This window comes from Thalassospira lucentensis MCCC 1A00383 = DSM 14000 (genome assembly GCF_000421265.1).
In the GTDB taxonomy this organism is placed as follows: Bacteria; Pseudomonadota; Alphaproteobacteria; order Rhodospirillales; family Thalassospiraceae; genus Thalassospira; species Thalassospira lucentensis.
On the sequence record NZ_ATWN01000010.1, the window covers coordinates 84,727 to 104,168 of the forward strand.

The 19,442-nt window shown below is 54.4% G+C and carries 23 protein-coding genes; 4 read left to right on the top strand and 19 right to left on the bottom strand.

Translation table 11 applies throughout. The annotated features are described in order from the left end of the window. Positions 1–52: 52 nt before the first annotated feature. From K355_RS0118705 to K355_RS0118720, 3 genes are all read right to left on the bottom strand, one after another. Complete coding sequence (locus K355_RS0118705) at positions 53–346, bottom strand: hypothetical protein (RefSeq protein WP_022733687.1); 294 nt, start codon at positions 344–346, stop codon at positions 53–55. A gap of 110 nt (positions 347–456) precedes the next feature. After that, positions 457–960 carry a GNAT family N-acetyltransferase gene (locus K355_RS0118710; protein ID WP_022733688.1) on the bottom strand — a complete coding sequence of 168 codons (504 nt, stop codon included), beginning with the start codon at positions 958–960 and terminating at the stop codon, positions 457–459. A gap of 282 nt (positions 961–1,242) precedes the next feature. Continuing rightward, complete coding sequence (locus tag K355_RS0118720) at positions 1,243–1,983, bottom strand: SDR family oxidoreductase (RefSeq protein ID WP_022733690.1); 741 nt, start codon at positions 1,981–1,983, stop codon at positions 1,243–1,245. Between the two features lie 124 nt (positions 1,984–2,107). Here K355_RS0118720 and K355_RS0118725 point away from each other — a divergent pair, with 124 nt between their 5' ends. Beyond that, positions 2,108–3,007 (top strand): LysR family transcriptional regulator, encoded by a 900-nt coding sequence (locus K355_RS0118725; RefSeq protein ID WP_022733691.1) that lies wholly within the window; start codon positions 2,108–2,110, stop codon positions 3,005–3,007. Between the two features lie 10 nt (positions 3,008–3,017). Here K355_RS0118725 and K355_RS0118730 read toward each other — a convergent pair whose 3' ends face one another. The 3 genes from K355_RS0118730 to K355_RS0118740 all read right to left on the bottom strand — a co-directional run bounded on the left by K355_RS0118730 (position 3,018) and on the right by K355_RS0118740 (position 5,165). Continuing rightward, a complete protein-coding gene (locus K355_RS0118730; protein WP_022733692.1) occupies positions 3,018–3,527 on the bottom strand; it encodes an SRPBCC domain-containing protein in 510 nt (169 codons plus the stop codon). 87 nt (positions 3,528–3,614) lie between these two features. Next, positions 3,615–4,562 carry a 2-hydroxyacid dehydrogenase gene (locus K355_RS0118735; RefSeq protein WP_022733693.1) on the bottom strand — a complete coding sequence of 316 codons (948 nt, stop codon included), beginning with the start codon at positions 4,560–4,562 and terminating at the stop codon, positions 3,615–3,617. Positions 4,563–4,745: 183 nt separating this feature from the next. After that, positions 4,746–5,165 carry a VOC family protein gene (locus K355_RS0118740; protein ID WP_022733694.1) on the bottom strand — a complete coding sequence of 140 codons (420 nt, stop codon included), beginning with the start codon at positions 5,163–5,165 and terminating at the stop codon, positions 4,746–4,748. A gap of 110 nt (positions 5,166–5,275) precedes the next feature. Here K355_RS0118740 and K355_RS0118745 point away from each other — a divergent pair, with 110 nt between their 5' ends. Then, positions 5,276–6,214, top strand: a complete 939-nt coding sequence (locus tag K355_RS0118745) for a LysR substrate-binding domain-containing protein (protein WP_022733695.1) — start codon at positions 5,276–5,278, stop codon at positions 6,212–6,214. 31 nt (positions 6,215–6,245) lie between these two features. Here the strand turns inward: K355_RS0118745 and K355_RS0118750 are convergent, their stop codons facing one another. From K355_RS0118750 to ade, 11 genes are all read right to left on the bottom strand, one after another. Continuing rightward, positions 6,246–6,716, bottom strand: a complete 471-nt coding sequence (locus K355_RS0118750; RefSeq protein ID WP_022733696.1) for a DUF6314 family protein — start codon at positions 6,714–6,716, stop codon at positions 6,246–6,248. A gap of 39 nt (positions 6,717–6,755) precedes the next feature. Further along, positions 6,756–8,291, bottom strand: coding sequence for a hypothetical protein (locus tag K355_RS0118755; protein ID WP_022733697.1), 1,536 nt, complete (start codon positions 8,289–8,291; stop codon positions 6,756–6,758). A gap of 65 nt (positions 8,292–8,356) precedes the next feature. Next, positions 8,357–8,728: a histidine triad nucleotide-binding protein gene (locus K355_RS0118760; RefSeq protein ID WP_022733698.1), complete on the bottom strand. Its 372-nt coding sequence runs from the start codon at positions 8,726–8,728 to the stop codon at positions 8,357–8,359. A gap of 230 nt (positions 8,729–8,958) precedes the next feature. Continuing rightward, positions 8,959–9,294 carry a phosphoribosyl-ATP diphosphatase gene (locus K355_RS0118765; RefSeq protein WP_022733699.1) on the bottom strand — a complete coding sequence of 112 codons (336 nt, stop codon included), beginning with the start codon at positions 9,292–9,294 and terminating at the stop codon, positions 8,959–8,961. A gap of 3 nt (positions 9,295–9,297) precedes the next feature. After that, positions 9,298–10,059: an imidazole glycerol phosphate synthase subunit HisF gene (gene hisF / locus K355_RS0118770; protein ID WP_022733700.1), complete on the bottom strand. Its 762-nt coding sequence runs from the start codon at positions 10,057–10,059 to the stop codon at positions 9,298–9,300. 22 nt (positions 10,060–10,081) lie between these two features. Continuing rightward, positions 10,082–10,810 carry a 1-(5-phosphoribosyl)-5-[(5-phosphoribosylamino)methylideneamino]imidazole-4-carboxamide isomerase gene (hisA, locus tag K355_RS0118775; protein WP_022733701.1) on the bottom strand — a complete coding sequence of 243 codons (729 nt, stop codon included), beginning with the start codon at positions 10,808–10,810 and terminating at the stop codon, positions 10,082–10,084. Continuing rightward, entirely contained in the window at positions 10,807–11,361 is a 555-nt protein-coding gene (locus K355_RS0118780) for a GNAT family N-acetyltransferase (RefSeq protein ID WP_033369130.1), read from the bottom strand. Before K355_RS0118780 ends, hisA begins: the two co-directional genes overlap by 4 nt. Next, positions 11,358–12,008 (bottom strand): imidazole glycerol phosphate synthase subunit HisH, encoded by a 651-nt coding sequence (hisH, locus tag K355_RS0118785; protein WP_022733703.1) that lies wholly within the window; start codon positions 12,006–12,008, stop codon positions 11,358–11,360. Before hisH ends, K355_RS0118780 begins: the two co-directional genes overlap by 4 nt. Then, on the bottom strand, positions 12,005–12,472 hold the full coding sequence (locus K355_RS0118790) for a DUF2628 domain-containing protein (protein WP_022733704.1): 468 nt from the start codon (positions 12,470–12,472) through the stop codon (positions 12,005–12,007). Before K355_RS0118790 ends, hisH begins: the two co-directional genes overlap by 4 nt. A gap of 81 nt (positions 12,473–12,553) precedes the next feature. Beyond that, a complete protein-coding gene (gene hisB, locus K355_RS0118795) occupies positions 12,554–13,153 on the bottom strand; it encodes an imidazoleglycerol-phosphate dehydratase HisB (protein ID WP_022733705.1) in 600 nt (199 codons plus the stop codon). Positions 13,154–13,297: 144 nt separating this feature from the next. After that, positions 13,298–15,028, bottom strand: a complete 1,731-nt coding sequence (ade, locus tag K355_RS0118800) for an adenine deaminase (protein ID WP_022733706.1) — start codon at positions 15,026–15,028, stop codon at positions 13,298–13,300. A 207-nt stretch (positions 15,029–15,235) separates the two neighbouring features. Here ade and hslV point away from each other — a divergent pair, with 207 nt between their 5' ends. Further along, complete coding sequence (gene hslV / locus K355_RS0118805; protein WP_022733707.1) at positions 15,236–15,790, top strand: ATP-dependent protease subunit HslV; 555 nt, start codon at positions 15,236–15,238, stop codon at positions 15,788–15,790. Positions 15,791–15,851: 61 nt separating this feature from the next. After that, positions 15,852–17,162, top strand: a complete 1,311-nt coding sequence (gene hslU, locus K355_RS0118810; RefSeq protein WP_022733708.1) for an ATP-dependent protease ATPase subunit HslU — start codon at positions 15,852–15,854, stop codon at positions 17,160–17,162. A 71-nt stretch (positions 17,163–17,233) separates the two neighbouring features. Here hslU and K355_RS0118815 read toward each other — a convergent pair whose 3' ends face one another. Continuing rightward, positions 17,234–18,643: an ATP-binding protein gene (locus K355_RS0118815; RefSeq protein WP_022733709.1), complete on the bottom strand. Its 1,410-nt coding sequence runs from the start codon at positions 18,641–18,643 to the stop codon at positions 17,234–17,236. A 217-nt stretch (positions 18,644–18,860) separates the two neighbouring features. After that, a complete protein-coding gene (locus tag K355_RS0118820; RefSeq protein WP_022733710.1) occupies positions 18,861–19,442 on the bottom strand; it encodes a malonic semialdehyde reductase in 582 nt (193 codons plus the stop codon).

Here is a 19,442-nt window from a genome sequence, read left to right on the forward strand (position 1 = left end):
GCAATTTTCTCGATATAGGGAAAACGCCGGACCAGACAACTTGTTCCAAAAATCAGGAATGCTTGCGCCGTAAGTGATCGATAAGATCCGCCTTGTCGGCATCGGTGTGGAAACTGTCAGGGACAATCAGCATGCCGCGTGTGCCGTCTTTGGCCTCGATCATGTAAAGGGTGGCATCATCACCGGGATCTGTACCGGCATCGACGGATCTGGAATCGATGATGGTCAGGTCATCGGCATGATACTTCGCCTGTTTCCCGTCACATGTCACAAGGGCGCCCGATGCACTGAAAACATGGGAAAATCCGCGATTACGGGCCAATTCCTGCAAGTCGGATAAATTCATGGTGAACCTCCGTCTGTGTGTTTTGCCAAGATCGTCGTGATCAGACTACCAGATTTGACCAACAACATGGTTGGACAAAGGCAAAATCGATCAGTTTGGGGATGATATTTTTATGATGACGCCGGGTCGAGCGCCATTTTCATGCCTTCGTGGCTGGCAACAAAGCCAAGCCGTTCATAAAACCGATGGGCATCCTTGCGGGTTTTATCGGTGGTGAACTGTATCAGGGCTGCGCCAAGTGGTTTCGATATCGAAATAGATTCTAAAATCAGCTTTTCACCGATTTTTTGCCCGCGATGGCGGCTTGATACCCGCACCCCTTCGATCTGCGCACGCAATTGCCCGCGGCGTGACAATCCGGCAATTAGGGTCAGTTGCAAACATCCAACAATATCATCGCCTTGGCAGGCCAGAAGATACTGGTTGGGCAGGGCCGCAGTCGATTGCGATGCCATGGCATCAAAGGCGGCGTAATAGGCATCGGGCAGCGGATCGGTGCATTCTTCGCGGGTTTTGCCCTTTTCGTCATCGGCCAGAAGAGCAACGATGGCGGGCAGATCATCGCGGGTGGCCGGTCGGAAAGTGATTTCGGTCGGCGAGGGGCTGTTGATCATCGGGGTTCTCTTGGGTGGTGGCGTCTGGTGCGGGTGTTTGCGGGCCATCATGCTGCAAAACCCGGTCAATGGACAGATACAACAGGATATTTGATATCGTTTTTCGCGATGGGGGCTTGGTCAAAACAGCAATGATGCCGCCGGTGAAACCACGCGGCGGCATCATAACGGCCCAGCATTCCACCAAATCGGGCATCAGACCAAACGCAGGTGCGGGGGTGGGGGAAAATCACCTGCGATAGCCTGATGTCAGACCGGTTTCAGGAGTGGGCGATGTTTGGGTTACGCCAACCCACCATTGGCGCGCAGGGTTTGACCATCAACCCAGCCAGAGTCCGCCCCAGCAAGGAAGGACACGACGCCAGCGATATCTTCGGGCTGTCCAAGTCGTTCGAGCGGCGGCATTTTGGAAAACTGGGCGATTTGCTCATCGGTTTTGCCATTCAGGAACAGCTCGGTTGCAACCGGACCCGGGGCCACGGCATTGACCGTGATCTGACGGCCGCGCAGTTCCTTGGCATAGACCGCTGTCATGGCCTCAACCGCCGCCTTAGTGGCGTTATAGACCGCATAGCCCGGCAATTTTAGATGAAGGGCCGTTGTCGAAAAATTGATCACCCGGCCATGATCGCGCAGGTGTTTCGCCCCTTCGCGCAGCATGTTGAATGTGCCGCGTACATTGATGTCCATCATGGCATCAAAGGTTGCGTCACTCATCTCGGCAATCGGCTGTGTGGTCATCACACCGGCATTATTGACAATGACATCCACCCCGCCAAATTCGGCAATGGTTTTGTCAAACAGGGCGGTGACGGCGTCTGGTCGGGCGATATCGGCCTTCACCGCGAGGGCCTTGTGCCCATCAGATTTCAGGCTTTCGGCCAATTCTTCGGCGGCGGCGGCAGAATTGGCGTAATTGATCACGACAGCAAAGCCATCTGTGGCCAATCGTTTGGCAAGGGCGACACCAATGCCGCGTGATGCGCCGGTGATGATGGCGGTTCTGTTTTCCATGGCGGACATGAAATTTCTCCTTGGTGGATGTGCATGTAAGCGCGATGGGCTCACTATGACCGAGATGACATTTGGGATAATTGCGCTATATTCGAATTGACTGTTCGAATTTTGATAACAATGAGACATGGCGATGGACCGGTTTGAGGAAATGCGCAATTTCGTCCGGGTGGTGGAGCGCAAAAGCTTTACCAAGGCGGCCGGGGACCTTTTGATCCCGCGTGCGACCATGACCAATTCTATCCAGCGCCTTGAAGCGCGTCTGCGGACCCGGTTGCTTGATCGTACGACGCGCACCGTGGTGCCGACACTCGATGGCGAGGCCTATTACCGGCGGTGTGTCGATATTCTGGCCGAGCTTGAAGAAGCCGATGGTATCTTTCGCCGGACGGATCCGCGCGGGCTTTTGCGGGTCAATTTACAAGGCACGCTGGCGCGCAAATTTATCATTCCACGTCTGCCGGAGTTTCTGGAACGCTATCCCTGTATCGATCTGATGATTAGTGACGGTGACCGGTTTGTCGATCTGGTGCATGAGGGATTTGATTGCGTGGTGCGCAGTGGCGGATTGTCAGATTCGTCAATGATTGCGCGACGGCTCGCCATTTTGCGTGAGGCAACCATTGCCAGCCCGGACTATATCGCCCGCACAGGCATGCCCGAAACGCTTGAAGACTTGAAAACCCAAGGCCATACGATGGTGAGCTTCCTGTCGGGGGCGGATGACAAGCCGATCCCGCTTGATTTCACGGTCAATGGCACGGTGCGCCAGATCATGCTTCCGGCCAGCATTTCGGTGACCGGCGCGGATAGCTATGCGGCGTGCGCCTATGCCGGGCTTGGTTTGGTTCAGGTGCCGCGCTATCGGGTTGCTGAAGATCTTAAAGCCGGGCGGTTGGTGGATATCCTGCCCGAATTTCCGCCCGATCCGATGCCGGTCAGCATCCTGTATCCGCAAAACCGTCAGCTTTCAGTCAGGGTGCGGGTGTTCGTCGATTGGGTGGCCAATATTCTGGCCGAGGCGGATATCTAACCCACAAAGATTACGCGGGGCCTTCATGGGCGGAAAGCTGTTTGATTCGGTTTCGCAATGAAACCAGATGGGCTTGCCAGTAATGGGTCATCATTGGCTTGAATCGGTTGTCATTCAGGCCATTGCGCGCCGGATGGGCCGCGGATAATGCCTCAAGCCCGCTATGGGTCAGGGTCAGGCGCGTGGCGTCACCAGATTGCGCAAAGCGGATATCAACATGGGTGACGGGTTCTTTGCGGTCTGCTGTTGGCCAGCGCCATTCAAATGCCAGCCGTTTGGCCGGGTCCCAATGGATCACTTTGCCCGCCTCGACCACGAAATCGGGACGACGTTTATCGACTTCCTGTAAAAACCGCGTGCCATTATCGCGTTCGCCAAATTGCATGACGCCGGGACGGTTGCCGATTAGCCGGTTGCGCGGGCCTTGCTTCCACCAAAGATCAATCTCGTTGGTAAACACGTCAAAAGCCGTCTGGGCATCGCAGTCAACACGAAGGGCGACAAAGGTTTTGGCCGACATGGGGTGTCCTATGAGGTAAAACGGGCGGAGTGCTGTTTCTTCCCAGAAAGCACCCCGCCCGGCAAGTCAATTCATCTATCCGCGCGTTTAGTAGCCGCTTTGACGATCGACAAGGCCGGTTGGCGTTTCACCACGTGCCATGCGATCAATGTTTTGCGCAATCTGATCGGCCGATTCCTCAACCCGGGTGGCCGCGGCAATATGCGGGGTGATGCGGATTTTCGGATGATCCCAGAACGGGTGACTTTCGGGCAGCGGTTCGGTAACGGCAACATCCAAAAACGCACCGCGCAGATGCCCGGTATCAATGGCACGCAGCAAGTCGGCCTCATTGATCATCGCACCGCGTGCGGCATTAATGATCGCAGCCCCCTTTGGCAGATGCGACAGGGTTTCGCTGTTAAGCAATCCTTCTGTTTCCGGCGTGCGCGGCAGAAGGCAGATCAGAATATCGGCCTCGCCCAGAAATTCGTCAAAGGCCTCCTCACCGGCAAAGGTGGTGATGCCCTCAATCGCCTTCATCGAGCGGCTCCAACCTGAAACGGTAAAGCCAAGGTTCGAAAGCGCGGTTGCAACGGCCGAGCCCAGTGCGCCCAGCCCCATGACACCAACCCGGCATTTTGAAATGCGTGCGACGTCATGCTGTTTCCAGATGGCTGTGGCCTGCTGGGCGCTATAAACATCAAAATCACGCATGAAATGAAGGGCCGCATACAGATGATATTGCACCATCTGATCGGCCATCCCCGCATCTTCCAGTCGGATGACGGGGATGTTTTCCGGCAGACTTGGCGATGAGACAACATGATCGACCCCGGCCCCAAGCGAAAAGATCGCTTTAAGGTTGGTCAGGTTTTTGATCAGTCCCTGTGGCTGCTTCCAGAACAGGGCAAAGTCAATCGTTGCGGGATCGTAATTGTCGTCGCCGGTGACGATATTGGCATCAGGCAGCCGTTCAACCAGCGCCTTTTTCCAATCGGCGTCTTCGCCCGCGGCGGAAATAAGGATATTGGGCGCGGCAGTATTGGTTGGCATGGGGCTTTCTCCTGATGCGGTGACAAATGAGGGTGCCGGTTTTTGGGGATCCATCAATATAAACGCGCCAGATCGCAAAGCGTTCCGGTGTGTTTTCTAGCACGTCTATTGATGACAGCAGTTAAGGACGTTGGTCAATCGTTCGGCGTGGGGATGCCTCGATGATTGTACCTTCACCCTAGATCAATGGGCAAAGATCATCGCCGGGTCGCGGAATGTCTTGAATTCCACGCCATTTCCCGCCGGGTCCTCAACAAAAAACGTCCCCTGCTCGCCCGGTTCACCGGCGAAGCGGATTTTCGGTTCCAGCAGGAATGTTACCCCGGCGTTTTTCAGGCGCTCGGCCAGACCATGCCAGACGTCCCATTCCAGAACCGCGCCAAAATGCGGAATTGGCACCGCATCGCCATCGACAGTGCCCGACCCGGCATTTTGACCGGCCTCAGACCGGACATGGGCGGACAGCTGATGACCAAAGAAATCAAAATCAATCCACGCCTCGGTCGAGCGACCTTCGTCACAGCCCAGAATATCAATGTAAAATGCGCGGGTGTCGGCGATGGATTTGATCGGAAAGGCCAGATGGAACGGGGGTAAGGACATGGGGTTCTCCTAAGATTATCTAATGCTGTGTTGTTTGAACCAGTCTAAACCAGCATAATACTGCCGGTAAAATCAGAAGTTCTGCATTTAGCATCAGGAAATCTATTGCTATGGCGCTACGCCCGACCACCCCGCCGCTTAATGCGCTGCGCGCGTTTGAGGCTGCCGCCCGATTGGGCAGTTTTGCCCGGGCCGCCGATGAGCTTTCGGTGACAGCCGGAGCTGTCAGTCAGCAGGTCGCCAACCTTGAAGCCAGCCTTGGCATGGCGCTGTTTGATCGCAATGGACCAAAGCTTACTTTGCGGGACGCCGGACGGGCCTATTTACCGACATTGCGCCGCGCGCTCGATGAGATTGAAGCCGCAACCCTTGATCTGGTCACCCATGGGACGGGGGAACGTAAACTGGTGATCGGGGCATTGCATACCATCGCCAGTGCGTGGCTGATCCCGCGATTAAACCGCTTTCAAAACGAATACCCGGGTATCCGTCCGGTGATCGAAACCCTGGCGCTTAATTTCGCCACCCCGGACCGCAGCCCCGAGCTTGGCAGTCGGCTTTTGGATGTTGGGCTGTATTTTGGCAATGGGACGTGGCCGGGGCTGAAATCTGATAAGATTCTTGATGAAATTCAGGTGGTTGTCGCCAAACCGGGATATGTCGCGTCGGATCGGAAAGACGACCTTACAGCCCTGATTGCCGATCATCCACGGTTGGTCCATACCACCCGGCCCAAGGCGTGGCACGATTGGGGATTGGCGCATGGGGTTGCCATCACCGGGACGCCCGGAGCGGGGTTTGAGCATTTCTTTATGCTGATTGAGGCCGCCAAGGCAGGCATGGGATTGGCCCTTTTGCCGCGTGTCCTGATCGAAGGGCCGCTTGCCGAGGGTGGGCTTGAAATCGTCTGTGACGCGAGCTTGCAAAGCGATGGTGCCTACTACCTGATCACGCCGGAAAACCGGCTGGACCGGCCAGAAGCCCGCGCCTTTCGCGATTGGGTCTTGCGCGAAGCTGCGATGGGGTCCGGTACCCTCGGATCGCCCTAACCAATTGAGAATAGGTGCATTTATTGCGGGATCAGGTGCCAGATTTACGGCGATAGATGCTGTGCAGAAAATGGTCTTTCTTCGGGCCTGTGATTTTTATTTTTGTTTCGAAATGATTGGCATCACGCCAGATCATGCAGTGATGGTAAAAATCATCCCCGCACGGATGAATGTCGCGTGCGCAAAGTCCTTCGTCGGCATCTTCGCCAAAGTGCAGCATCACATAGCGATTGCCAAATCCAATCGGGTCGCGAAACAGAAGCTCGATTGAGGCCGGGCTTTCATGCAGCACAAAATCATATTCGCGGTAGCCATCAAACCGTTGACCATCGGTGCGGGTCAGAAACCCTTCCTCGCGATAGCGCAGGACATTGGGTTTACCCGGCTCGGCCATATGGAAGGTCACATCCCCGATAAACCGGCCGACATCCCCCAGATCGCGTTCAAGCGTCCAACTGCCGGTCAGGGCGGCAAAGATTTCGGTTGTTGATGGCGCTTTCATCCAATTGATTTTCCGTAGTACGAATCTAATAGTGGAGCGTTAATCTTCGGGCCACCAAGGGAGCAGCTTAGTGATTTTCCCATCGAATGGATAAGGGTTAGCCATTTTTATGTCGGGGCAAACATCTTGATGAACACTCGACAGCGCCCATCCTTGGTACTTTTCTATCGATGCTTCCTTTATCGCATGTCGAAAGGACTCTTCGGTAGCGTCTTGCACCGTGAATTCAAGTTCTTCGATGGGGCAGAAGACCACAGGAATCTGATCTTGTTCTTCTATCTCAGGGTTTTTTGCTGCGGCCATTGTTTTAGCGTAATCAATTACTTTAGCTTGCAGTTCAAAAGATGCAGTTAACCAAGTATCTAGAGTGAGCACAACTCCACAAACTTCATCACTCAGTTTGCAATCTGGGACCGAACCAGACCTACAGTGGGCTATAAAGCGCCAGATCTGAAAAACACCTTTGGCAATTTCTTGGTAACCACGTGCAGCTTGGTTTAATGGATTCTCAGCAAACCGGGCTTCATAGCTCATTCGCGTAGCTTTGCACTCGAAAATGATGTCTACAACATTGCTATTCACGCTGATTATATCAGGGCTGTGAATTTGGTTTTTCTCATGCTTGTAGATGAATTCTTTTCGAATGGCCCCTTTAACAGAAATGCTTCCTACTAGAGTTCTACAATAGCTCTCGAAATTGGCAGAAGTTTCGTTCTTTACAGAACTATTTGCATCAACAACATCATAGAAAATTCCAGATGTACATCTCTGTGCAACTAGATCTGGTAGTGGGCACATTAAGCGATCAATACTTTGGTCAAATGAAATGCATGGGTGCTCCCGCAACACGCTCTTTTTGTAAGATATGTGCGTAGGGTTTCTTCTCATTTTTTTGCTTGCAGCGACAGCATTATTTGAGCTTGATGTTATAGCTAGTAGAATTAAATTTGTCTTCTCTTCATCTAACCCGATAGGTGATGCATTAATATTTCTCTCAATATAAGGCTTCTTTGAGAAAAGTGCCCTAAGCGCGAAGCAACCCAGAACAAAATCATCGAGCGAAACGCCAATTCTCTTTTTGAAGTGCTTTTTTGTAAGCGGTCCGCTGTATATTAGGGCTGAACGGTAGTAGCTTGCGTAATTATGGAAGCCCCTTTGCCATTCGAACTGACGTTGTGCAATCCGATGCATTTCTTGGCGTACATTCACGCGTTCCAGAGTTAGCCTATCAGAAATGTTTTCTAGATCTAGCAACGCTGCCTTAAGTATTTGAATAGACTTAAACTGTTTGCAGTCTAGTAGTCGGTTGGGGCCTGATTTGTTGATCTTGGCTTTTGGGATACTTAAGCACTCATTCAGCATAGTTTCAATGAGCCAAGGGCTTATGGCATACGGTGATGTCAGGTCATCGGTCGCTGCTTCTTCCGGGAACTGTAGGATACCTCTAGCATGCTCTGTATTTCCAGACTGAATAGCGTGAGTTACCCAAGCGAGAACAAAGAACTGCTCGGTAGGTGTTCGAGAGAGTATCTTCTCAAACTTCCGTTTGCAGATGTTCAGCCGAACTTTGCTCACAAACGTTCTCCCAGCATCTGTCCTTTTTCATTGGATAGGTCAGGTTATCACATAGAGCCATTTGGTCAGTCTTTAGGTAGCATCAGCGGCAGTTTTTCCCCGCCAAGGATATGGACATGCAGGTGCGGGACGTCCTGACGGCCGTGTTCGCGGGTGTTGGCGATCAGGCGGTAGCCGTCCTCAACCACACCGGCAGCAGCAGAAATTTTGCCAATCGCGCGGGTATAGGCGATGATTTCGGCATCCGACGCATTGGCGGCGAAATCGTCATAGGACGTGTATGCGCCTTTGGGGATTACCAGAACATGGGTCGGGGCCTGTGGCGCGATGTCGTTGAAGGCCAGCACATGGTCGTCTTCAAAGACCTTGCTGCACGGGATGTCGCCGCGCAGGATTTTGGCAAAGATGTTTTCCGGGTCATAGGGTTTGACGGCCATTGGGGGCTCCTGATCGCTAGATTTGGTTTATGGCTGCCATATTGGACAGGCTTGGCGTGCGGTGCAATTTCGATTTTAGAATAACAGTCGGATTTACACTTTTCGTCATTCCGGGCGGAGCAAAGCGGAGACCCGGAATCCATGGGGCGTGCCGAGCTGGATGCCCGCCTGCGCGGGCATGACGGTATGATGGAGCTGCGATTGCACAGATGATGGGGCCGTAAACTGGACTAGTCGTCGGCGCGTGCGGCTTTCTCGGCAATGCCTGAAATGCCCTGACGTTCGGCCAGCGTGTTCCAGACATCTTGTGGTTTCACACCCTGATCGGCCCAGAGCACTATCAGGTGATAGAGAAGATCGGCACTTTCGGATGCGACCTTATCGGGCGTTTCGGCGAGTGCTGCGATAACGGTTTCAACACCTTCTTCACCGACTTTCTGCGCAATTTTGGCCGTGCCCCTGGCAAACAACTTGGCGGTGTAGCTGGTGTCGGGATCGGCACCCTTGCGCGCGGCCACGGTGGCATAAAGCGCATCAAGGATGTGTTGATCTTGCGGGTTTGGCATTTTCTACTCCTCGCGCACGGGGATCCCCGCCGCCTTCATGTGGTCTTTGACCTCGCGGATGCGATAGGTGCCAAAATGGAAGATCGAGGCGGCCAAAACTGCTGATGCGTGGGCATCACGCACCCCTTCGACCATATGATCAAGGGTCCCGACCCCGCCCGAGGCAATGACGGGCACATGCACACTGTCTGCAATGGTTTTGGTCAGCGGGATGTTAAAGCCCGACTGAGTGCCATCGCGGTCCATCGAGGTGACCAGAAGTTCGCCCGCGCCATATTCGGTCATTTGTTTTGCAAACGAAACGGCGTCAATTCCGGTGGCTTCGCGCCCGCCATGGGTAAAGATTTCAAATTTATCCGGCCCGGTTGATTTGGCATCAATCGAAACGACAATGCATTGCGATCCGAACTTGCGCGCCGCTTCGCGCACGAAATCGGGGTTCTTGACCGCAGCCGTATTGATCGAGACTTTATCCGCCCCGGCCAGAAGCAATTTGCGAATATCGTCAAGCGACCTTACCCCGCCGCCGACGGTGACGGGCATAAAGCAGGCTTCTGCGGTGCGCGCGACCACGTCAAAGATGGTGTCGCGGTTGTCACTGGATGCGGTGATATCAAGAAAGCACAGCTCGTCGGCACCCTCGGCATCGTAAATACGCGCCTGTTCGACCGGATCGCCGGCATCAATCAGATCAACGAAATTGACACCTTTGACAACGCGGCCGTCCTTAACATCAAGACAGGGAATGACACGGGTTTTCAGCATGGTCGGTTTCCTGTGTGTATCGTTAGGACAAGGCCGCAATGGCCGCGGTAAGGTCAATGCGGCCATCATAAAGGGCACGTCCGGAAATCGCGCCATCAATACCGGCATCGGTGTGGGCCTTGACCGCAATCAAATCATCAAGCGACGATACCCCGCCCGACACAATCACCGGGGTCGAGATGGCGGATGCCAGTGCCACGGTGCTTTCGATATTGGGTCCGCCCATCGCGCCATCGCGGTCAATGTCGGTAAAGATGATGGCGGCAACACCGCAATCTTCAAACTTTTGCGCCAGTTCAAGGGCTGTGACTTCGGATGTTTCAGCCCAGCCTTCGACCGCGACATAACCATCGCGCGCATCAATACCCACCGCCACCCGGCCCGGCCATTTGGCACAGGCTTGCTTGACGAAATCAGGATTGCGCAGTGCGACCGTGCCAAGGATAACGCGGGTGATGCCCTTGTTCAGCCAGTAATCAACCGTTTCCATGGTGCGGATACCGCCACCCAACTGGGTTTGGGCTTTGCCATCAACGGCGGCCAGAATGGAATCAACCGCCGCCCCATTGACCGGTTCGCCAGCAAAAGCGCCGTTCAGGTCGACAATATGGACCCAGTGACACCCGGCGGCGACAAATTCACCGGCCTGTGCACCGGGGTTATCGTTAAACACGGTGGCCTTGTCCATGTCGCCGCGCAAAAGGCGAACGCAGGCACCGTCTTTGAGGTCAATTGCGGGATAAAGATTCACTGCTCGGTGTCCTGTATTTTCTTGGTGTAGTAGTACCCTTCGACCATCTTGCCATCGACCATCGCGTAATAGGGATTGATCCCCCAACGGACGTATCCCAGCCCATTATAAAGCGCGATGGCGGCAGTCTGGGTTTCGCGAAGGTCCAGTTTCAAAACGCTATAGCCTGCTTCGCGGGCGAAATATTCGATGCCACGCACAATCGCCTTACCGTTGCCGCGCCCGCGTGCCCATGGGGCAACGAAATGGCCGGAAATCTGGGCAGAATGGCGTTGTGCTTCGAGGTTGGCCGGGGTTTCGATCAGCTGTGCCGCACCGGAAATCACGCCGTCAACGCGCGAAACAAACAAGTTGCGCCCAGGCATCAGCAAAACACCACGCCAGTATTTTTCCATATCCGGGCGATCTGGTGGGGTGAGCCAGCCAAACCCGCCGCCTTCAACGATTGCCTGCGTGCAGGCATCAACGATGTCGGACAAATCCCCCGCCGAAAGCTGGGTGACATGTTCGGCCATGACGCCATCCTGAATGGTATCACTTGGTGCGATCATGGTTTCCATCCCAGGAAATTCCCAATGATGGTCAGGCCGGTTTGCTGGCTTTTTTCCGGGTGGAACTGGGTGCCGACCATATTGTCGCGTCCAATCATTGCGGTTAAATCGCCGCCATAGGACACCGATGCCAGTCGTTCGGCCGGGTTGGCGACATGCATGTGATAGCTGTGCACGAAATAGGCGTGATCGCCGTTTGAAATGCCGTTCATCACCGGGTGTGCTTTGCCCGCCGGATCAAGCACCAGTTCGTTCCAGCCCATATGCGGGATTTTAAGGGTCGGGTCGTTTGGGGTGATCGCAACCACTTCGCCCTTGATCCAGTCAAGGCCGTCGGTCGTGACAAATTCGCGCCCGACAGACGACATTAACTGCATGCCAACACAGATGCCAAAGAACGGCTTGCCGCCCTTAATCACCTGTTCGCTCAGCACATCGACCATGCCGGTCACCGCATCAAGCCCGGCCCGGCAATCGGCATAGGCGCCAACACCCGGAAGCACGATATGGCTGGCGCTGCGGACTTTTTCGGGGTCATTGGTGACAATGATATCGTCGGAAAATCCGGTTTCACGGGCGGCGCGCTCAAATGCCTTGGCAGCCGAACGCAAATTGCCTGAGCCGTAATCAATAATCGCAACACTCATGGGTAAGATGGGCTCCCGCTTGAGGGGGTGGAGACAACAGTTTGCGGCGGTGATGCCAATTGCGTGATGCCAAGGTGGGCTGTTCTGATCCGTTGGCTGCCAAGATTGGCAAAGCAGCGATATTCGGCATCAGAGTAGGTTTTACCGGCCACGATATCGACCATTTTCCAGCCCTTGGCGGCAAGCTTGCGGCGCTTAAGGTCATTGCCAATCAGGCCAAAGCCGATCCCGGTCAGAAGGGCCAGCGCAAAGTCCATTTCCGGCCCGCCGTTAAACAGCCGGACCAAGAGGCCGGACGCCAACGACACCGCGACAATTGCGAAAAAGCCAAGCCACAGGCGATGATACAACGCCCAAAGCCCCGACAGCAGAAAGGCCCAGAAATTGAACCCTTCGCGGATCAGGATGGCGTTTTCCATCGGGTCGGCATCGCCGGGATGGATATGGACTGTGTAAACCTGCATCGAAAACCGATTTTCTGGTCGCGGTGGCACCAATGTCCCACCGGTATACTCCCGATCTTTATGTGATCAGATCACGTCAGATCAAAGTGATCCACCAAGTGTGCCCTTGGTCGACGGAATGGCATCGGATTTGCGTGGATCAATTTCAATTGCCACACGCAGCGACCGTGCCAGCGCCTTATAGGCACTTTCGACGATATGGTGGTTGTTCTCGCCATACAGGTTCTCGACATGCAGCGTAATGCCGCCGGCCTGGGCAAAGCCCTGGAACCATTCGCGGAACAGCTCGGTATCCATGTCGCCGATTTTGTCGCGGTTAAAATCGACATTCCAGATCAGATACGGGCGGCTTGAAATATCAAGGGCGACACGGGTCAGCGCCTCATCCATCGGCAACAGGCAACTGCCATACCGGTTGATGCCCTTTTTATCGCCAAGCGCCTTGGCAAAGGCTTCGCCAATGGCAATCCCGGCATCTTCTGTGGTGTGATGGAAATCAATATGCAGGTCGCCCTTGGCCCGGACCTTCAGGTCCATCAGGCTGTGGCGTGAAAGCTGTTCGAGCATGTGATCAAGGAAGCCAACCCCGGTTTCGACGTCATAAACGCCGGTACCGTCAAGGTTCAGTTCAACCATGATCTGGGTTTCGTTTGTATTACGCTCAACGCGGGCCTTGCGCATGCAAAGCTCCTTTCCTGCAGATAGGGATGCATATGTTGGGACGTATTTAGCAACAAAGTCGCGCAAAAGCCAGTTTAAGTGGCTACGTAATGGCCGTAAAATCCATGTAAACCGGACTTACGGCCATTGATGCTGCCTTTGGCGTTAAACAAAATCGAACTTATCGACATCAAACAGGCCGCGATCGGTCATTTTAAGATGTGGGATGACCGGGAGGGCGAGGAACGCGACCTGAAGGAACGGTTCGGGCAGAACGCAGCCCAAATCCTTGGCCGCCGCGCGCAGGGTAATCAGGTCTTTTTCGACCACCTCGAACGGCTCAAGGCTCATCAGGCCTGCGACCGGCAAGGGCAATTCAGCCGTGACTTTGCCGTTATCGGCAACCGCAAAGCCGCCACCCATTTCAATCAGGCGATTGACCGCAGCCGCCATGTCAGCATCATTTGCACCGACCACAGTGATGTTGTGGCTGTCATGCCCGACCGAGGAGGCAATCGCGCCACGTTTGAGCCCAAAGCCGCGCACGAAACTTCTGCCAATATTGCCATTGATGCCGTGGCGTTCGACGACAGCCACCTTGATCACGTCATGATCCAGATCGGGTTTCAGGCCATTTTCGCCAATTTCAAGGGTGGCTTCGTCGCGGAAGGTCAGGATCAAGCCCGGTTTGACCTTGATCACCGGGGTTTGGTTTTGGCCCGGTTTGGGTTCGCAGGCAAAGGCGGCCGCATCGACCGGGGTGGCCTTCATGGACGACAGCCCGACCGGGTCGATGGTTTTGCGTTTGGCAAACAGATCGTTGGTGACAAGGCGACCCGCGGCGATGACAGCGCTAACATCGCAGGTATCAAGATCATCGAGAATCGCGATATCGGCGCGCCAGCCCGGCCCGATCAAACCGCGATCGCACAGGCCAAAAATGCGCGCAGCGGAATGGGATGCCGCGCGATAGGCATGATGGATCGGGCAATTGCGGGCTTTCAAATGTCCGATCAGGCGGCGCACCAGACTATCAAGATGGCCTTCTTCGCCGATATCAAGCGGATTGCGGTCATCGGTACACAGGGCCACGAAGCTTGAACTGTTTTCATCCAAAATTTCAGCCAGTGCTTCGAGGTCCTTGGACACCGACCCTTCACGGATCAGGATTGCCATGCCCTTGGCGAGTTTTTCACGGGCTTCGTCAGCTGAGGTGGCTTCATGGTCGGTGCGAATGCCAGCGGCCATATAGCCGTTCAAATTAAGGCCGCGCACCAGCGGCGCATGGCCGTCAATATGCCCATCCTGAAACGCTTCAAGCTTAGCCATGATGCCCGGGTCAAGGTTGAGCACACCGGGGTAATTCATCATTTCCGCCAGACCGACGACCTTGGGGTGGTCGCGAAACGGCAACAGGTCTTCGATTTCAAGCCGTGCGCCTGCAGTTTCAAAGGCGGTGGCCGGAACGCAGGACGAAAGGTTGACCCGAATGTCCATCACCGACTGTTCAGCACATTCAAGGAAGTACTTAATCCCGTCCGCCCCCAGAACATTGGCAATTTCATGCGGATCACACAGAACGGTGGTTACCCCGTGGGGCAAGACACAGCGGTCAAATTCAAGCGGAGTGACCAATGAGCTTTCGATATGCAGATGGGTATCGATAAAGCCCGGAACGCCGAATTTTCCGGTGCAGTCGATTTCGGTGTTTCCAGCATAACTGTCATGGGTGCCGACGATGCGGTCGCCAACGATTGCGATGTCGGTCACAGTGACGTTACCGGTGATGACATCGAGCAATCCGATGTTGCGCAGGACCATATCCGCCTTGATTTTACCCTGCCCCGCAAGGATGCATTTGCCAAGATGGGATTGGGTCAGATCGGTGCTGCTCATGGGTTTGGGTCCTAGCGTTCTTTGAAATTCTTTTGTGGCTTAAGCCTAAAGCAAGTTAGTGCGCTGTGCCTTGAATTTTTTATGGGTCTTGGCGTTGAAACTGTATTTGCCATTCGACAAAACCGTCTGATCGGCCTTGGCCCTTGACCGGGCGGTTGTGCGTGCTAACTCTTGGTCGAAGCATTGGATGATATTCAAGGATAATTCATGAGCGAACAACAAAGCTGGCACGGCACGACGATCCTGTCTGTGCGCAAGGGGAATGAAGTCGTGGTGGCCGGTGATGGTCAGGTGTCGCTGGGCCAGACCGTGATCAAGGGCAATGCCCGCAAGGTCCGCCGGATTGGTCAGAAAGGTGACATCATTGTCGGTTTCGCCGGGGCGACGGCAGATGCCTTTACCCTGCTTGAGCGTCTTGAAGCCAAACTGGACCGTCATCCGGGCCAAACCATGCGTGCCTGCGTCGAACTGGCCAAGGATTGGCGCACAGATCGCTATTTGCGCAAGCTTGAAGCCATGATGGCGGTTGCTGATCGCGACATTTCGCTGGTTTTGACTGGTCAGGGTGATGTTTTGGAACCTGAAGACGGCATTATCGCCATCGGATCGGGCGGAAATTATGCCTTGTCTGCTGCTCGTGCCCTGATGGATCAGGATATGACAGCCGAGGAAATCGCCCGCAAAGCCATGAAGATTGCCGGTGAGATTTGCGTCTATACCAATGGCAGCGTCACGCTCGAAAAAATCGAGGATGCGAAATAGGCAGGGTGCCGTTTCGGGCCCTGATCACGCATCCGTCGCAATAACAAAACGGAACACCAAAATGACCCAGAATTACAGCCCGCGCGAGACGGTTTCCGAACTGGATCGCCACATTATCGGTCAGAAAGAAGCCAAACGCGCGGTTGCCATTGCGATGCGCAATCGCTGGCGTCGGCAGCAGCTTGACGACACCATGCGCAATGAAGTTCTGCCCAAAAACATCCTGATGATCGGCCCGACCGGGGTGGGTAAAACCGAAATTGCGCGCCGTCTGGCAAAGCTTGCCGATGCGCCGTTCATCAAGATCGAAGCCACCAAATTTACCGAAGTCGGCTATGTCGGGCGTGACGTTGAACAGATTGTGCGTGATCTGGTCGAAGTGTCGCTTGATCTGACCCGTGAGGCCATGCGCAAGAAGGTCCGGGCCAAGGCTGAAATGCAGGCCGAGGAACGTATTCTTGATGGTCTGGTGGGCGAAAACGCGTCCGCCGATACCCGCCAGAAATTCCGCAAGATGCTGCGTGAAGGCGAGTTGCAGGACAAGGAAATCGAAATCAACGTTCAGGAAAGCAGTTCATCCTCGATGCCGACCATCGATATTCCGGGCATGCCCGGTGCCCAGATGGGCATGATGAACCTGAACGACATGTTCGGTAAGGCCTTCGGCGGCAATACCAAGCCCAAACGCATGACCGTCACAGAAGCCTTTGAGCGCCTGATTGATGAAGAAGGCGACAAGCTGCTTGATAATGACAAGGTTACCGCCGAGGCGATTGATAATGTCGAGCAGAACGGCATCGTATTCCTTGATGAGATCGATAAAATCACCGCGCGGTCGGAACGTGGCGGCGATGTGTCGCGCGAAGGGGTGCAACGTGATTTGCTGCCGCTGATCGAAGGCACCAACGTTTCAACCAAACACGGCACGGTCAAAACTGACCATATCCTGTTTATCTGTTCGGGCGCATTCCATCTGGCCAAACCATCGGACCTTCTGCCGGAATTGCAGGGCCGTTTGCCGATCCGGGTGGAGCTCAAGGCGCTTACCGAAGGCGATTTCCGCCGCATCCTGATGGAGCCGGAAGCTTCCCTGATCAAGCAGTATATTGCGTTGATGAAGACCGAAGACGTCACATTGGACTTTAGCGATGATGCGATTGATGAAATTGCCCGCATTTCGGCCAGTGTGAATGAGGCGGTCGAAAATATCGGCGCACGCCGCCTGCATACGGTGCTTGAAAAGCTACTGGATGACATCAGCTTTACCGCAACCGATCGTGCGGGCGAGACGTTCAAAGTCGATGGCGCCTATGTCCGTGAGCAGGTCGAAGAGCTGTCGAAAGATACCGATCTTTCGAAGTTTATTTTGTAACCGAAACGATATCTTCGACGCAGATTGCCAAAAGGCCAGCATCTCGGTGCTGGCCTTTTTGTCTGAACGGGTCAGGCGCTGTGCAATTTGCGGATATTGTTGTCGGCCTTGGCGGGCAGATAGACGGTAAAGACCGACCCAACGCCCTGTTCGCTGTCGATAATCATGGTGCCGCGGTGGCGTTGCACCAGGTGTTTAACAATGGCCAGACCAAGGCCCGTTCCGCCAACCGCGCGTGAGCGGGCGGTATCAACCCGGTAAAACCGTTCGGTCAGGCGCGGCAGGTGTTCGCGTGCGATGCCGTCGGAATGGTCGCGGATGGCGACGGCCATAATGCGGTCATGGCGGAACCGGGCCAGCGCACCGGGTGGGGTTTTGGCCAAGGTAATCGAAACTTCGACATCGGTATCGGGATGACCGTATTTGATGGCGTTTTCGACCAGATTGACAAACACCTGTGTCAGTTCCTTTTCGTCGCCGACGATTTCGGTGTTATCAAGCGCATGATCAACGCGGATCTTCATGCCTTTGGCATCGGCCTTCATCGCCAAGGTTTCAGCAACCTTGCCAATGATTTTACCAACGTCGCAATCCTCGGACGGCGGGGTATGTTCGTTCAACTCGATCCGCGCCAGCGACAGCAAATCTTCGATTAGATGCTGCATGCGCAGGCCCTGATCGCGCATTACCGGTAAGAATTGTGCAAGGGCATCCGGATCATCTTTGGCAGGCCCTTCAAGCGTTTCGATAAAGCCCAGCAGTACTGAAAGCGGGGTGCGCAATTCATGACCGGCATCGGTGGCGAAATCGGCACGCATCTGTTCAAGTTTGCGAAGCTCGGTCAGATCGGAAAAGCTGAGAACAAAGTTCCGGTCGCCGGTTGCTGCGGGCAGGCGTGCGGTCAGCACATCAAAATGACGGTGCGCGTCACTGGCCAGAATGAACTCGGCATGTTTCATGGTTTCGCGTTCGTTGGCGACATCATCAAACGCGTCCAAGAGGATCGGATCACGGATAAACCGCGTCAGATCGCGTCCTGTTTCAAGGTTGTGAAACAATCCCCGTGCGGCCTGATTGAACCCGGTGACAACCCGGTGCCGGTTGACCATCACCACCGGATTGGGAAGGTGATCAAGGATTTCGGCATCGGTGCTGGTCTGGGTTTCCAGATGTGAAATACGTTCGCGAAACGTGCTGGCGATCTGGGTATAAAGCGATGAGAGTTCAGACGCCGCGCTAAATGAAAGATGCTGTGGCGGTGTTCCCCGGAACCGGTCGCGCAGATCGGTGGCATAGCGGGCAACCCGGCGCAAATCGCCAAAATAGATGCGCAGTATTGCAGCAATTCCCAACCAGGAAAGCGTCGCGGCGACGACCGCAGTGCCCCAGCCAAGCAGTTCCATCGCCGCAAGGACGACGAATACAATGCCTGCTGGAAAGGCAACGGCCAAAGCCGTAAGTAACAATTGGCTAAAACCCAATTGACGCTCCTGTTGAGAAGGTATGATGACCTGTTACTGTACGCAGGTCTAAAAGTGGACCTAAAATGGTTATACGCTGGTAAAGATCAAATAAAAGTTTGATGACAGTTTTCAAGGTCATGAAGCAATTGAAAAAAAACGTCTGCGATCCTGAAAAAAGACCGCAGACGCAGGAACGGATGGTAACGATTGCCCGATGTGAGGTGTCGCTGTGTCCTTAAAGGATACGAGCACCCTGATCGAAGCTTAGACGCGGGCTGCGATCATGCAGTTTGGCCGAATCGCCATATCCGATATTGATCAGGAAATTGCTTTTAACCGGGGTATTGGCAAAAAATTCCGTGTCCAGTTTTGAATTGTCAAAGCCCGACATGGGGCCGCAATCAAGCCCAAGACCACGCAAAGCCAGAATGAAATAGCCTGCCTGAAGCGAACCATTGCGAAACGCCGTTGTTTTAATCGCGTCATCCTTGCCAGCAAACCATGACCGAGCATCGGTATGGGGGAACAGATCGGGCAGTTTTTCATAAAATTCCATGTCATGGGCAATGATGGCGGTGACCGGTGCGGCCATGGTTTTATCAACATTACCGGCAGCAAGGCAGGGTTTAAGCCGTGCCTTGGCGTCAGGGGACTTTACAAAACTGATCCGCATCGGTTCGCAATTGGCACTGGTTGGTCCCATCACGGCCAGATCCCACGCCTGTTTGAGAAGGTCGGTATCAACATCGCGGTCCAGCCATTGGGTATGGGTGCGCGCGCCGTGAAACAGAAGATCAAGTGCAGTGGAATCAAGCAT